Source organism: Massilia sp. UMI-21 (assembly GCA_015277795.1).
Taxonomy (GTDB): domain Bacteria; phylum Pseudomonadota; class Gammaproteobacteria; order Burkholderiales; family Burkholderiaceae_D; genus Telluria.
Map to the genome: position 1 here is coordinate 5,208,974 of CP063848.1, position 12,882 is coordinate 5,221,855.

The following is a 12,882-nucleotide window of genomic DNA, read 5'->3' on the forward strand; positions in this document are numbered from 1 at the left end:
GTGACAACATGATCATCGACGAAGAAATCACGCTCAAGAAACTCGAGATATTCCTGGCCTTCATGGAGCTAGGCAGCCTGGCGCGCGTGTCGGAAGTACTTGGCCAGAGCGCGGTCAGCATCCACCGGGCCTTGCATACCCTGGAGGAAGGCCTCGGCTGTCCGCTGTTCAAGCGCTCTGGACGACACCTGATTGCCCTCGAGACGGCGCACGTCTTCGCCGAGCATGCGCGCAGGACGCTCGACGCTTGCCAGCAGGGCGTCAAGCGCGTACGCGAGCTCGCGAATGTGAACGCTACTAAACTGCGCATCGGCACGCTGCATTCGCTGACCCTGCATTGCATTCCACGCATCATCGTCGAACTGAAATTGCGCAAGCCGGACGTCGAGGTCAGCCTGACCATGGGCTCGAACCAGGCCCTGCTGCGCGACCTGAGCGAAGGCAACCTCGATGCCGTCATCATCGGCCTGATCGAGCCACCCACGGGCGGCGACCTGGTGTCGGTGCCGATCTTCGACGACGCGATCTACCTGGCCGTGCCGGCCGATTCGCCGTTCGCCAAGCTTCCCGAAGTCGACCTGGCAGACACCCTGGACCAGAAGTTCCTGACCTTGAAACAAGGGTTTGTGACCGCGCACAGTTTCTTCCACGCTTTTGACGGCAGTGGGCACAAGCCCAAGATCGCCATGGAGGTCAGCGACATTTTCTCGCTGATCAACCTGGTGGGCGAAGGGATGGGTTTTGCGCTGCTGCCTGGCCGGATCGCGTCCTTCAGTACCCGCATCAGGCTGGTGCCGCTGGCACGCAAGTTCGCATCGAAGCAATCGATCACCCTGCTCTATTCCCAGCGGCGCGAGCGCGATCCGAACCTGCTGGCGCTGGCGGCCGAGTGCAGGATGTATGCGCGGCGAAAAGATCTGGTCGCCTGACGCGCCTGGCGCCACACCAGCGCATTGTTGGCAAAGTATTGCCAAGGCCGCGCTCCGGGCAAAAAAAAACCGCTCCGGTTGGGGAGCGGGTGAAGTCCAAAACTAGGGATGTCCTGAAAGAGACAGGTCCACTATAGGGATCGCCATTACGCAACTCTGTGCGTTACCGCACGAAAACTGCCAAATTTGTGACATCGGCTTGATCTACATGCAAACATGCCGCCGCGGCGGGGCCGGGGCGGCATGTTCTGGTGGGGCGGGCCTTAGACGACGGCGCCGTCGGTCTCGTCCTTTTCCTTGACCGGCTTGATCAGGTCTTCGCGCTTCACGCCCAGCCACATGGCCATGGCCGCGGCGACGAACACCGAGGAATAGATGCCGAAGCAGATGCCGATGGTCAGCGCCAGCGCGAAGAAATGCAGTGCGTGGCCGCCGAACAGCAGCATCGACAGCACCATGATCTGGGTCGAGCCGTGGGTGATGATGGTGCGCGAGATGGTGCTGGTGATTGCGTGGTCCATCACTTCCGGCACGCTCATCTTGCGCTGCTTGCGGAACATCTCGCGGATCCGGTCGAAGATGACGACCGACTCATTGACGGAATAGCCCAGCACCGCGAGGGTCGCCGCCAGCACCGTCAGCGAGAATTCCCACTCGAAGAAGGCGAAGAAGCCCAGGATGATCACCACGTCGTGCAGGTTGGCGATGATGGCCGAGACCGCGAACTTCCATTCGAAGCGGATCGCCAGGTAGGCGACCACGCCGATGATCGTCATGATGAGGGCGTTCAGGCCGTTCTGGGCCAGCTCGTCGCCGACCGCCGGGCCGACGAACTCGACGCGCTGCAGGCTGACCAGTTCCTGGTCGCCCGCGTTCACGCAACTGGTGCGGTTGACCTGTTCGCCCTTGTCGGTGGTGACCTGGGTGACCTTCGGCGTGCCCTGTTCCGATGCGCAGACGGCGTCGAACACCTTGGTCGAGGAGCCGGCCGCCGCCTGGCCCTCGATGATCGGCAGGCGCAGCAGGACGGTTTGCGCATTGCCGAAGCTGGTCACTTCCGGCGCTTCGTAACCGATGCCGCGCAGCGTGTTGCGGATTTTTTCCTGGTCTGCCGCGTGGGGATAGCTGAGCTCCATCACGGTGCCGCCGGTGAATTCCACCGACAGATGCAGGCCTTTGGTCGCCAGGAAGAACACCGCCGCCAGGAAGGTCAGCGCCGAGATCACGTTGAGGATCAGGGCGTGACGCATGAACGGGATGTCCCGTTTGATCTTGAAAAATTCCATGGTTTATTCCTGAATTCCCTGAGTCGCGTTTTGCTTGTTAGGCGTGAAACCGTCTTTCCAGACCGTGCCGATCGAGATGCTGGTCAGTTTCTTCTTGCGGCCATACCAGAGGTTGATGATGCCGCGGGCCACGAACACGGCCGAGAACATCGAGGTCATGATGCCCAGGCAGTGCACCACGGCAAAGCCGCGCACCGGACCGGAACCGAAGATCAGCAGCGCCAGGCCGACGATCAGGGTGGTGATGTTGGAGTCGAAAATGGTGTCCCAGGCATGCTTGAAGCCGGCGTTGATCGCCACCTGCGGTGCGGCGCCGGCGCGCAATTCCTCGCGGATGCGCTCGTTGATCAGGACGTTGGCATCGATCGCCATACCCAGCGCCAGCGCGATTGCCGCGATACCCGGCAGCGTCAGCGTGACCTGCATCATCGACAGCAGCGCCAGCAGGAACAGCACGTTGGCCGCCAGCGCCAGCGCGCTGACGAAGCCGACCACGTGGTAGTAGATGACCATGAAGATGGCGATCGCGACGAAGCCCCAGATGGTGGACTTCAGGCCGCGCTCGATGTTCTCGGCGCCCAGCTGCGGGCCGATCACGCGTTCTTCGATGAATTCCATCGGCGCCGACAGCGCGCCCGAGCGCAGCAGCAGCGCCAGTTCGTTGGCGTCTTCCGAGGTACCCATGTTGGTGATCTGGAAGGTCGAACCCAGCTCACTCTGGATGGTCGGGGCCGACAGCACGCTGTACTTGCCCTTTTCCTTGAGCAGGATGGCCATGCGCTTGCCGACGTTTTCGCGGGTGGCCATGCGGATGCGGCGGCCGCCGTCGCCGTTCAGGTCGAGCGACACGGCCGGCTGCTGGTTGGAGTCGAAGCTGGCCACCGCGCTCGAGATGTAGTCGCCGGTGAGGATGATGTCTTTCGAGACCACGATCGGGGCGCCGCGGCCCTCGGTGAACAGTTCCGAGTTCAGCGGGATGGCGGCGGTCAGTTCGGTGCCCGGGGTCACGGTCGAATCGACCATGCGCAGCTCCAGGGTGGCGGTGCGGCCGATGATGTCCTTGGCGCGCGCCACGTCCTGCACGCCGGGCAGCTGGACGATGATGCGGTCGGCGCCCTGCTGCTGGATCAGCGGTTCGCTGGTGCCCAGCTCGTTGATGCGCTTGGACAGGGTGGCGATGTTCTGCTTCACGCCGTCTTCCACGGTGCGCTTGAGCGCGTCCGGCTTCAGGGTGACGACCAGTTTCAGCTCGGTGCCGTCGGCGGCGTCCAGGAAGGCCAGCTCCTGGAATTGCGCGGCCAGTGCCTCGCGCGCGGCGGCGCGGGTCTCGGCGTCGCGGAAGCGCACTTCGATGCTGTCGCCCACGCGCTCGATGCCGGCGTGGCGGATGTTCTTGTCGCGCAGTTGGCTGCGCACACCGGCCTGCACGCCCTTCACCTTGGTGTCGAGCACGGCCTTGCCGTCGACCTGCAGCAGGAAGTGGACGCCGCCGCGAAGGTCCAGGCCCAGGTTCATGGGCTTGGCGTTGATCTTTTCCATCCAGGCCGGGGTGTTCTTGGCCAGGTTGACGGTGACGATGTAATCCGGATTTTCCGCGTCGCGGTTCAGGTCGCGTTCGAGCGCCAGCTTGGCCTTGAACTGGGCGTCGGTGCTGGGGAAGCGCGCACGCACCGAGGTACTGTTGCCGCTGCCTTCGAGGCCGACCGCAGTGGCCGGAACACCGTTGCGCTTGAGCGCATCCTCGACCATGCCGACGGTGGCGCTGGTGACATTGACCGTCGATTTACCGGTAGTGACCTGCAGGGCCGGCGTTTCGCCGAAGTAGTTCGGCGCCGTGTACAACGCACCCAGCAGGAGCGCGACGGCGATCAATAGATATTTCCAGACGGGATAGCGATTCATAGTGTTCCAGCGTTCAATGTTGGGCACGATGCGGCCCGGAGGCCGCGGATGGTGCTTACCGGCTTACAAGGCCTTCAGGGTGCCTTTCGGCAGCAGCGTCGTCACTGCGTTCTTCTGGACCACGATCTCGGTACCGGCCGCGATTTCGATCGTCACATAGGTGTCGGCCACTTTCACGACACGGCCCAGGATGCCGCCGGCGGTCGCCACTTCATCGCCCTTGGTCAGCGCGTCCATCATCGTCTTGAGCTCACGCTGGCGCTTCTGCTGCGGGCGGATCAAGAGGAAATACATGACCACGAACATCAGGATCAGCGGCAGGAACGTGGTCAGGCTACCCATCAGGCCAGGATCGGCTGCGGTCGTGGTTTGCGCGTACGCATTGGAAATGAACACAAGGACTCCAATTGTGAGGATTAAAAAATAAGCGGTGTATTCTAGCACCGGCACTGCGGCCGGGGACAATCTGGGGCTATGTAGGCTTGCAATTCCAGATTGCAAGATGTTGCAGGAAAAATAAGCGCAAGCGCCTGGCAATGGTAAAAAAAAGGGTTCTCGCAAGAACCCGATTGCCAGCCGAGCAGTAAGCGCCCGCTTACACGCCGCGCGAGCGATCCGCCCGGAACTGGATCCGGAGCTCGTTGAATTTGTCGGCGTCGATCGCATCGCGCATCTCCTGCATGATCTTCAGATAGAAGTGCAGGTTGTGGATGGTGTTCAGGCGCGCGCCCAGGATCTCGTTCGAGCGGTGCAGGTGGTGCAGGTAGGCGCGCGAGAAGTTCTTGCAGCAGTAGCAATCGCAGCTCTCGTCCAGCGGCGCCGTGTCGTCCTTGTAGCGGGCATTCTTGATCTTGACGTCGCCGAAGCGGGTGAACAGCCAGCCGTTGCGCGCATTCCGGGTAGGCATGACGCAGTCGAACATGTCCACGCCGTTGGCCACGCCTTCGACCAGGTCTTCCGGCGTGCCGACGCCCATCAGGTAGTGCGGCTTGTTCTCGGGCAGGCGCGGGCCGACGTGGGCCAGGATGCGCTGCATGTCTTCCTTGGGTTCGCCCACCGACAGGCCGCCGATCGCCAGGCCGGGGAAGTCGATGTCTTCCAGCCCCGCCAACGACTCGTCGCGCAAGTGCTCGTACATGCCGCCCTGGACGATGCCGAACAGCGCGTTCGGATTCTCGCCGGCCTTGAATTCGTTCATCGAGCGCTGCGCCCAGCGCAGCGACATGCGCATCGACTTGGCCGCCTCCTCGCTAGTGGCGGGTCGCCCATCTATCTCATACGGCGTGCACTCGTCGAACTGCATCACGATGTCCGAGTTCAGCGAACGCTGGATCTGCATCGACACTTCCGGCGACAGGAACTGGCGCGAACCGTCGATCGGCGAGGCGAACTTGACGCCCTCTTCGGTGATCTTGCGCATCGCGCCCAGCGAAAACACCTGGAAGCCGCCCGAGTCGGTCAGGATTGGGCCATCCCAGCCCATGAACTTGTGCAGGCCGCCGAACTTGTCCAGCACCGCCGTGCCCGGGCGCAGCCACAGGTGGAAGGTGTTCCCCAGGATGATCTGCGAGCCCACTTCCTTCAGCTCGACCGGGTTCATCGCCTTGACCGAGCCGTAGGTACCGACCGGCATGAAGATCGGGGTTTCGATGGTGCCGTGGTTGAGCTTCAGGCGGCCGCGGCGCGCATGCGACAGGCCGCTGGTGTCTTTTTTCAGTAAGGTAAATTCGAGCATCGGTTTCTTTAACGGGCGTATTTAACGTGAGCTTGTCGTCAGCAGCATGGCGTCGCCATAGCTGAAGAAGCGGTATTCGTTGGCGATCGCATGCTGGTAGGCCGTGCGGATCTGGTCGTAGCCGGCAAAGGCCGACACCAGCATCATGAGCGTCGACTTCGGCAAGTGGAAATTGGTGATCAGGCGGGTCACCGTCTTGAAGCGGTAGCCCGGGGTGATGAACAGCGCGGTATCGTCGCTGCCCGCCACCAGCTGGCCCGACTGCGAGGCCGACTCCAGCGCCCGCAGGCTGGTCGTTCCGACCGCCACCACGTCGCGGCCCGCCGCTTTTGCCGCACGCACGGCGTCCACCGTCTCTTGCGGGATCGTGTACCACTCCGAGTGCATCTGGTGCGCCGACAGGTCCTCGACCCGCACCGGCTGGAAGGTGCCGGCGCCCACGTGCAGGGTCACGTAGGCGAGCTTGACGCCTTTTTCGGCGAGGCGGTCGAGCAGCGGCTGGTCGAAATGCAGGCCGGCGGTCGGCGCGGCCACCGCGCCCGGCTCTTTCGAGTACACGGTCTGGTAGCGCTGCTCGTCGAATGCGTCGGCATTGTGCTCGATGTAGGGCGGCAGCGGCAGGCGGCCGTGGGCTTCGATCAGCTCGAACACATCGCCCCCCTCCCCGGGAAAATGCAAGGTGAAGAATTCGCCCGCGCGCTCACCGACCGTGACCTCGAAGGCCTCGGCCAGGCGGATGCGGTTGCCCGGCTTGGGCGACTTGGACGCGCGCACCTGTGCCAGCACGGTGCGGTTGTCCAGCACGCGCTCGACCAGCACCTCGACCTGGCCGCCGGTTTCCTTGACGCCGAAGAAGCGCGCCTTGAGCACGCGCGTATTGTTCATCACCAAGAGGTCGCCCGGCTGGAGCTGGTCGACGATGTCGGCAAAATGGCGGTCGGTGATCTGGTCGCCATCGAGCTGCAGCAGGCGCGAGGCGCTCCGGTCAGGCAGCGGATGCTGCGCGATGCGCTCTGGCGGCAGCTCGAAATCGAAATCGGAAAGCGAGTACATTGTTGTCAATTCTGGGAAAATGAAGCCTGTCAGCCTTACAATAGGGGGAAACCCGGAGGCTGCAACGCGTGCGGCGAACCCTCTATTTTACGCCAGCAAAGCCTCAACTGCCGCAATATGCCCGCCACCAAGACCACATCCGCTCCCAAAACGATCGAATCGAAGCTCCTCCGGCTCGGCCTGCGCACCGACATGGACCTGGTGCTGCACCTGCCGATGCGCTACGAGGACGAGACCCGGGTCGTCACGATCCGCGAGGCGAGCATGCGCGGCCTGCAGACCTGGCAGGTCGAAGGGGTCGTGACCAAAAACGAGATCACGTACAAGCCGCGGCGCCAGCTCCTGGTGCAGATCGCCGACGACACCGGCGAGCTGCAGCTGCGCTTCATGAATTTCTACGGCAGCCAGGTCAAGCAGCTGTCCGAGGGCGTGCGGGTACGCGCGCGGGGCGAACTGAAACACGGCTTCTTCGGCGCCGAGATGGTCCACCCCACGTACAAGGTGATCAACGAGGGCGCGCCGCTGCCCAGCTCGCTCACGCCGGTCTATCCGGCCGGCGAAGGCCTGTCGCAGACCGTGATGCGGCGCGCGATCGCCGACGCCATGAAGCGCATCGACTGGCGCGACACCCTGCCCAACGCCTTTCTCTCGCGCCTGCAGCTGTGGGACTTCGAACCCGCGGTGCGCCTGCTGCACTATCCGCCGGCCGACGTCGACGACCATGCGCTCACCGAGCGCAGCCACCCGGCCTGGACCCGCATGAAGTTCGACGAGCTGCTGGCGCAGCAGCTGTCCCTGAAGCGGGCGCAGCGCTCCCGGCGCGAAAAAGGCGCACCGCAGCTGCTTGCGGTCGGGGCCCTGTCCTCGGCCTTCCTGGACGCCCTGCCCTTCCAGCTCACCGGCGCGCAGCAGCGCGTCGTGAAAGAGATCGGCGCCGACCTGCGCGAAGGCTACCCGATGCAGCGCCTGCTGCAGGGCGACGTCGGCAGCGGCAAGACCGTGGTGTCGGCGCTGGCCGCCGCCCAGGCCATCGACAGCGGCTACCAGGCCGCCCTGATGGCGCCCACCGAAATCCTGGCCGAGCAGCACTTCCGCAAGATCGCCGCCTGGATGGAGCCGCTCGGCGTGAAGGTGGCCTGGCTGACGGGCAGCCTCAAGAAAAAGGAAAAGGACGCGGCCAAGGAGCTGATCGAGTCGGGCGAAGCGAAGCTGGTGATCGGCACCCATGCCCTGATCCAGGACACGGTGCAGTTCGCCCGCCTGGGCCTGGTGATCGTCGACGAGCAGCACCGCTTCGGCGTCGGCCAGCGCCTCACCCTGCGCAACAAGGGCAGCGACGGCCTGGTGCCGCACCAGCTCATGATGTCCGCCACGCCGATTCCGCGTACCCTGGCCATGACCTACTACGCCGACCTCGAGGTATCCGTCATCGACGAGCTGCCGCCGGGACGCAGCCCGATCGTCACCCGCGCCATCGACCAGAACCGGCGCGACGAGGTGATCGAGCGCGTGCACGCGGCGGCGCAGGAAGGACGCCAGGTGTACTGGGTCTGCCCACTGATCGAGGAATCCGAGGTGTTGCAGCTGCAGACCGCCACCGAGACCTACGAAACCCTGGCCGAGGCCCTGCCGGACCTGGTGGTGGGGCTGGTGCACGGACGCCTCAAGCCGGCGGAAAAACAGCTGATCATGGACGCCTTCATCGCAGGCGAGATCCACGTGCTGGTGGCGACCACCGTGATCGAGGTCGGGGTCGACGTGCCGAACGCTTCGCTGATGGTGATCGAGCATGCCGAACGCTTCGGCCTGTCGCAGCTGCACCAGCTGCGCGGCCGCGTGGGACGGGGCTCGGCCGCGAGCGTGTGCCTGCTGCTGTACCAAAGCCCGCTCGGCCAGGTGGCCAAGCAGCGCCTGCTGACCATGCGCGAGACCGTTGATGGCTTCGAGATCGCGCGGCGCGACCTGGAGATCCGCGGCCCCGGCGAGTTCCTGGGGGCGCGCCAGTCGGGCGAAGCGATGCTGCGCTTTGCCGACCTGGAAAGCGACCAGTGGATCGTGGACAAGGCGCGCGACGTGGCGCAGTACCTGCTGGACAACGGCGACCGGCCGGAGTACATGGCGGTCATCGATGCGCACCTGACGCGCTGGCTGGGCGGGCGGGAAGAGTTCCTGAGGGTCTGAGCCGGGATCGATACCGGACTGAACGGCGAGAAGCGCTCAGGTACTGATCGCATTCGTAAACGTCAGCCGGTTCCCGAACGGATCCTTCACCGACATGTCGCGCGAGCCCCAGGGAGTGTCGCCGATGTCCGGGCGGGCGTAGCCGTACTGCCGCGCCACCAGTTCAGCGTGGTAGGCATCGATGTCGTCGACCTCGATGCGCATTGCCGCACCGGGGCAGCAGTCGCCGTGGTGTTCGCTCAGGTGCAGCCGGCAAGCGCCGCGCGACACTTGCAGGTAGAGCGGCAGGCCGGGCTCGAAACGGTGCTCCCAGTCGACCTGGAAGCCGAGGAAACCGACGTAGAATTCGCGCGCCTTGGCTTCGTCGAAGATGCGCAGGATGGGGGTGACGGTGCGCAGCCCCATCTCATTCCTCCCGGGTCAGCTCGACGCCATCCACCGTCATCTTCCACCTGCCGCCCTCGCGGTGCGGCGGCTTGCTGACCACGAAGGTGGAGCGCACGAAGCCCCAGCCGGCATCGAAATGGTTGCCATTGAAGCCCAGCAGGTCGATGCTGAGGTCGACCTTCTTTTTTTCCTGGTCGCGCTGGTACTTGATCTTGCCGTCCTTCGACAGCGACAGCCGCATGTCCTTGCCCTGCCAGGCGCCGACATAGGCCATCTTGTCGGCCGGGACCGGATCGGCCCAGACGGCGGCACTGGAAAACAGGCCGGCGGCCAGGACAAGGGAACAAGCGATGCGCATGGAAACTCCGCTGGATGGTGAGCCGATCCGCCCCAGTATTCGCGCAGTGTCCCGGCTTGTCAATTCAAGCCGCATGGGCGCGTCGCACGCTCCCGCGGTCGCTCGCGTAGCTCAGGCCGATCTGGCGCCGGATCTCGTCCATCACGCCCATCAGCGCCAGCGTTTCCTCGAGCTTCATGCCGGGGCTTTCCAGCAGGCCGGCCTTGAGGCAGCGCTGCGCTTCGATCACTTCGTGCACGTAGCCGTTGCCGATGTACGGGGTATCGACCGTGCGCGTGCTGCCGTCGTCGAGGCTGACCGTGACGCTGGTCGCACGGTGGAACATGGTGTTCATGCGCACGTGGCCGCGCGTCCCCGACACCGTCAGCTCGCAGGGGGTGCGGGCCTGGAACGAGCAGCTGCACACCGACAGGCCGCCGCCCTCGTGCCGCAGCGTGAAGCCGGTCTGCACGTCGACGCCGGTGGTTCCCAGCTCGGCCTGCGCCCTGATCTCGGCGACCGGGCCGAGCAGCGCTGTTGCGATCGAGAGCGGGTAGATGCCCAGGTCCAGCAACGCCCCGCCACCGAGATCGGGATTGAATACACGGTGTTCGGCGCCAAAGTTGGCGGTGAAGCCGAAGTCCGCCACTACCTGGTGCACCGTGCCGATCTCGCCGGAGGCAATGATGCGCCTGACTTCGTCGAAGGCCGGCAGGTAGCGCGTCCACATCGCCTCCATCAGGAACAGGCGGCGCGAGCGCGCCAGCGTCACCACCTGCTCGGCTTCGCGCAGATTCATCGTGAACGGCTTCTCGACCAGCACGCCCTTGCCGGCGCGCAGCGCCATCAGGGCGTTGTCGGCATGCTGGGGATGCGGCGTGGCCACATACACCAGGTCGATGCCGGCCGCATCAAGCAGCTCCTGGTAGCTGCCATAGGCCATGGCGGCTGTCGTCGATCCCTGCGCGAATTCCTGCGCGAAGGCCTGCGCCTTGTCGGGGCTGCGCGATGCGACCGCCGCCAGCACGGCGCCGGGCACGTCCTTGAGTGCGTTGGCGAAGGCGCGCGCGATCTTGCCCGTGCCGAGGATGCCCCAGCGTACTGCGTTTGCCATCGGTATTCCTTTCAGTGCTTCCGTCAACGCGCCTGGCGCTTGGGACGGAAGATGCTTGTGTCGAGGTAAAAATCCAGGTCCTGCTCCGGCCACCATCCCGGTACGCCGAGCACCGGCAGCGGCGTGAAGCCGGCGTTGCTCAAGCCTTCGGCGGCCAGCTGCTGCGCCACGTGGGTATCGATCCAGGCACGCTGCGCATCGGGCGCCAGCGCGAGCACATCCTCCCCGGCGAAGACGACGCGCGTATGCGCGGTGATGGCCTTGCGCGGCGCCACCAGCTTCTCCATCAGCGCGTGGCCAAACAGCCAGATTCGCACATCGCCATCGAACATGGCGCGCTTTTCATGGAGCGCGTCGGCCCAGGCGTGGGCGCGCAGCGCGTCCACCAGCGCGCGTCCGGCGCTGCCCTCGCGCACCAGCAGCAGCGCGGCGTTCTCGTCGAAAATGGTGGCGGCGTCGCGCGCCGGACCGCGCGACTTGCCGACGCCGGCCTGGGCGATCTGCGCCGCCTGCAGGGCGTTCAGCTCACGCTTGATGAGCGGGAAGCTCTGCCACACCAGGCCGTTGAAGAAGTCGTGCAGGTTGTCGCGCGTCGGCACCTGGCCGGTGGCGCCGATGAACGCTTCGTAGGCCGTGCCTTCGGGCAGCGCGTCCTGGGGTACGAAGCGCAGCGGCAGGCCCTGGTGGTTGCGCAGGCCGAGGGCTGCGGCGCTGCGGTTGAAGGCGTCGAGGAACGCCTCACCCTCCAGCGCCAGGCTTTCGAAAACGGGCCGCACCGTGTCGTACCACGGACGCGGCCAGTCGATCTGCGACAGCATGCAGGCTTACACCATCTTCCAGTTGATGGTTTCGCCGGCGTTGAGCGGCACCAGCTGGTGTTCGCCGAGCGGCAGGGTTTCCGGCAGGGTCCAGGCTTCGCGCTTGAGCGTGATGGTGCCTTCGTTGACCGGCAGGCCGTAGAAGGCCGGGCCGTTCAGGCTGGCGAATGCTTCCAGCTTGTCCAGCGCCCCGGCCTGGGCGAAGGCTTCGGCATACAGCTCCATCGCGTGCAGCGCGGTATAGCAACCGGCGCAGCCGCAGGCGGCGTACTTGGTATGCACCGCGTGCGGCGCCGAGTCGGTGCCCAGGAAGAAGCGCTCGTCGCCGCTGGTGGCGGCGGTGACCAGCGCCAGACGGTGCTCTTCGCGCTTGAGCACCGGCAGGCAGTAGTAATGCGGGCGGATGCCGCCGCGGAAGATCTCGTTGCGGTTGTACAGCAGGTGGTGGGCGGTGATGGTGGCCGCGATCGGCCCCTCGGCCTCGGCCACGTACTGGGCCGCCTCCTTGGTAGTGATGTGTTCGAACACCACCTTCAGGACCGGCATGGCGCTGCGCAGCGGGCGCATCACGCGCTCGATGAACACCGCTTCGCGGTCGAACAGGTCGATGTCGTTGTCGGTCACTTCGCCGTGCGCCAGCAGCGGCATGCCGACTTCCTGCATCACTTCCAGCACGCGGTAGCACTTCTTGAGGTCGGTGACGCCGGCGTCGGAATTGGTGGTGGCGCCGGCCGGGTACAGCTTGACCGCATGGACGAAGCCGGAATCCTGGGCGCGGCGGATCTCGTCCGGATCGGTGTTGTCGGTCAGGTACAGCGTCATCAGCGGCTCGAAGGAGACGCCTTCGGGCAGCGCCGCCAGGATGCGGTCGCGGTAGGCTGCCGCCATGGCGGTGGTGGTGACCGGCGGCTTCAGGTTCGGCATCACGATCGCACGCGCGAACTGGCGCGCGCTGTGCGGCAGGACGCTGGCCAGCGCCGCGCCGTCGCGCAGGTGCAGGTGCCAGTCGTCGGGGCGGGTGATGGTGATGGTGTCAGGGGTGTCGATAGGGGACATGGCGGCTCTCGGATTGCGGATGCCGACATTTTACCCGCAGCGTCGCCCGCGCAGCGCGTCCAGCGTCGTCCCCGGCGCGAGCTT

Annotated in this window: 12 protein-coding genes; 2 read left to right on the top strand and 10 right to left on the bottom strand. The window is 65.1% G+C overall.

The genetic code is table 11. The annotated features are described in order from the left end of the window. The first annotated feature begins 8 nt into the window (after window positions 1-8). Window positions 9-929 carry a LysR family transcriptional regulator gene (locus IM543_22925; protein ID QOY94294.1) on the top strand — a complete coding sequence of 307 codons (921 nt, stop codon included), beginning with the start codon at window positions 9-11 and terminating at the stop codon, window positions 927-929. Between the two features lie 263 nt (window positions 930-1,192). Here IM543_22925 and secF read toward each other — a convergent pair whose 3' ends face one another. The 5 genes from secF to queA form a co-directional block, all read right to left on the bottom strand. Then, a complete protein-coding gene (gene secF, locus IM543_22930) occupies window positions 1,193-2,215 on the bottom strand; it encodes a protein translocase subunit SecF (protein QOY94295.1) in 1,023 nt (340 codons plus the stop codon). A gap of 3 nt (window positions 2,216-2,218) precedes the next feature. Continuing rightward, on the bottom strand, window positions 2,219-4,117 hold the full coding sequence (secD, locus tag IM543_22935) for a protein translocase subunit SecD (GenBank protein QOY94296.1): 1,899 nt from the start codon (window positions 4,115-4,117) through the stop codon (window positions 2,219-2,221). A 63-nt stretch (window positions 4,118-4,180) separates the two neighbouring features. Beyond that, on the bottom strand, window positions 4,181-4,513 hold the full coding sequence (yajC, locus tag IM543_22940; protein QOY94297.1) for a preprotein translocase subunit YajC: 333 nt from the start codon (window positions 4,511-4,513) through the stop codon (window positions 4,181-4,183). A gap of 199 nt (window positions 4,514-4,712) precedes the next feature. Beyond that, complete coding sequence (gene tgt / locus IM543_22945) at window positions 4,713-5,852, bottom strand: tRNA guanosine(34) transglycosylase Tgt (protein QOY94298.1); 1,140 nt, start codon at window positions 5,850-5,852, stop codon at window positions 4,713-4,715. Window positions 5,853-5,873: 21 nt separating this feature from the next. Then, the gene (queA, locus tag IM543_22950) at window positions 5,874-6,905 is read right to left on the bottom strand and encodes a tRNA preQ1(34) S-adenosylmethionine ribosyltransferase-isomerase QueA (GenBank protein ID QOY94299.1); all 1,032 of its coding nucleotides are present in this window, start codon (window positions 6,903-6,905) and stop codon (window positions 5,874-5,876) included. A gap of 117 nt (window positions 6,906-7,022) precedes the next feature. Between queA and recG the strand changes: the two genes are divergently transcribed. Continuing rightward, window positions 7,023-9,086 carry an ATP-dependent DNA helicase RecG gene (gene recG / locus IM543_22955; protein QOY94300.1) on the top strand — a complete coding sequence of 688 codons (2,064 nt, stop codon included), beginning with the start codon at window positions 7,023-7,025 and terminating at the stop codon, window positions 9,084-9,086. Between the two features lie 36 nt (window positions 9,087-9,122). Here the strand turns inward: recG and IM543_22960 are convergent, their stop codons facing one another. The 5 genes from IM543_22960 to pyrC all read right to left on the bottom strand — a co-directional run bounded on the left by IM543_22960 (window position 9,123) and on the right by pyrC (window position 12,798). Then, a complete protein-coding gene (locus IM543_22960; protein ID QOY94301.1) occupies window positions 9,123-9,491 on the bottom strand; it encodes a VOC family protein in 369 nt (122 codons plus the stop codon). A gap of 1 nt (window position 9,492) precedes the next feature. Then, entirely contained in the window at window positions 9,493-9,831 is a 339-nt protein-coding gene (locus IM543_22965; protein QOY94302.1) for a hypothetical protein, read from the bottom strand. 64 nt (window positions 9,832-9,895) lie between these two features. Then, window positions 9,896-10,924 (bottom strand): Gfo/Idh/MocA family oxidoreductase, encoded by a 1,029-nt coding sequence (locus IM543_22970; protein QOY94303.1) that lies wholly within the window; start codon window positions 10,922-10,924, stop codon window positions 9,896-9,898. Between the two features lie 23 nt (window positions 10,925-10,947). Further along, window positions 10,948-11,742 carry a DUF3025 domain-containing protein gene (locus tag IM543_22975; GenBank protein ID QOY94304.1) on the bottom strand — a complete coding sequence of 265 codons (795 nt, stop codon included), beginning with the start codon at window positions 11,740-11,742 and terminating at the stop codon, window positions 10,948-10,950. Window positions 11,743-11,748: 6 nt separating this feature from the next. Beyond that, complete coding sequence (pyrC, locus tag IM543_22980) at window positions 11,749-12,798, bottom strand: dihydroorotase (protein QOY94305.1); 1,050 nt, start codon at window positions 12,796-12,798, stop codon at window positions 11,749-11,751. Window positions 12,799-12,882: the final 84 nt, after the last annotated feature.

Excerpts from the sequence above, each read along its gene's own strand:
- IM543_22925 (QOY94294.1), top strand. The coding sequence starts at position 9 with ATGATCATCGACGAAGAAATCACGCTCAAGAAACTCGAGATATTCCTG.
- secF (QOY94295.1), bottom strand. The coding sequence starts at position 2,215 with ATGGAATTTTTCAAGATCAAACGGGACATCCCGTTCATGCGTCACGCC.
- secD (QOY94296.1), bottom strand. The coding sequence starts at position 4,117 with ATGAATCGCTATCCCGTCTGGAAATATCTATTGATCGCCGTCGCGCTC.
- tgt (QOY94298.1), bottom strand. The coding sequence starts at position 5,852 with ATGCTCGAATTTACCTTACTGAAAAAAGACACCAGCGGCCTGTCGCAT.
- queA (QOY94299.1), bottom strand. The coding sequence starts at position 6,905 with ATGTACTCGCTTTCCGATTTCGATTTCGAGCTGCCGCCAGAGCGCATC.
- recG (QOY94300.1), top strand. The coding sequence starts at position 7,023 with ATGCCCGCCACCAAGACCACATCCGCTCCCAAAACGATCGAATCGAAG.
- IM543_22960 (QOY94301.1), bottom strand. The coding sequence starts at position 9,491 with ATGGGGCTGCGCACCGTCACCCCCATCCTGCGCATCTTCGACGAAGCC.
- IM543_22965 (QOY94302.1), bottom strand. The coding sequence starts at position 9,831 with ATGCGCATCGCTTGTTCCCTTGTCCTGGCCGCCGGCCTGTTTTCCAGT.
- IM543_22970 (QOY94303.1), bottom strand. The coding sequence starts at position 10,924 with ATGGCAAACGCAGTACGCTGGGGCATCCTCGGCACGGGCAAGATCGCG.
- IM543_22975 (QOY94304.1), bottom strand. The coding sequence starts at position 11,742 with ATGCTGTCGCAGATCGACTGGCCGCGTCCGTGGTACGACACGGTGCGG.
- pyrC (QOY94305.1), bottom strand. The coding sequence starts at position 12,798 with ATGTCCCCTATCGACACCCCTGACACCATCACCATCACCCGCCCCGAC.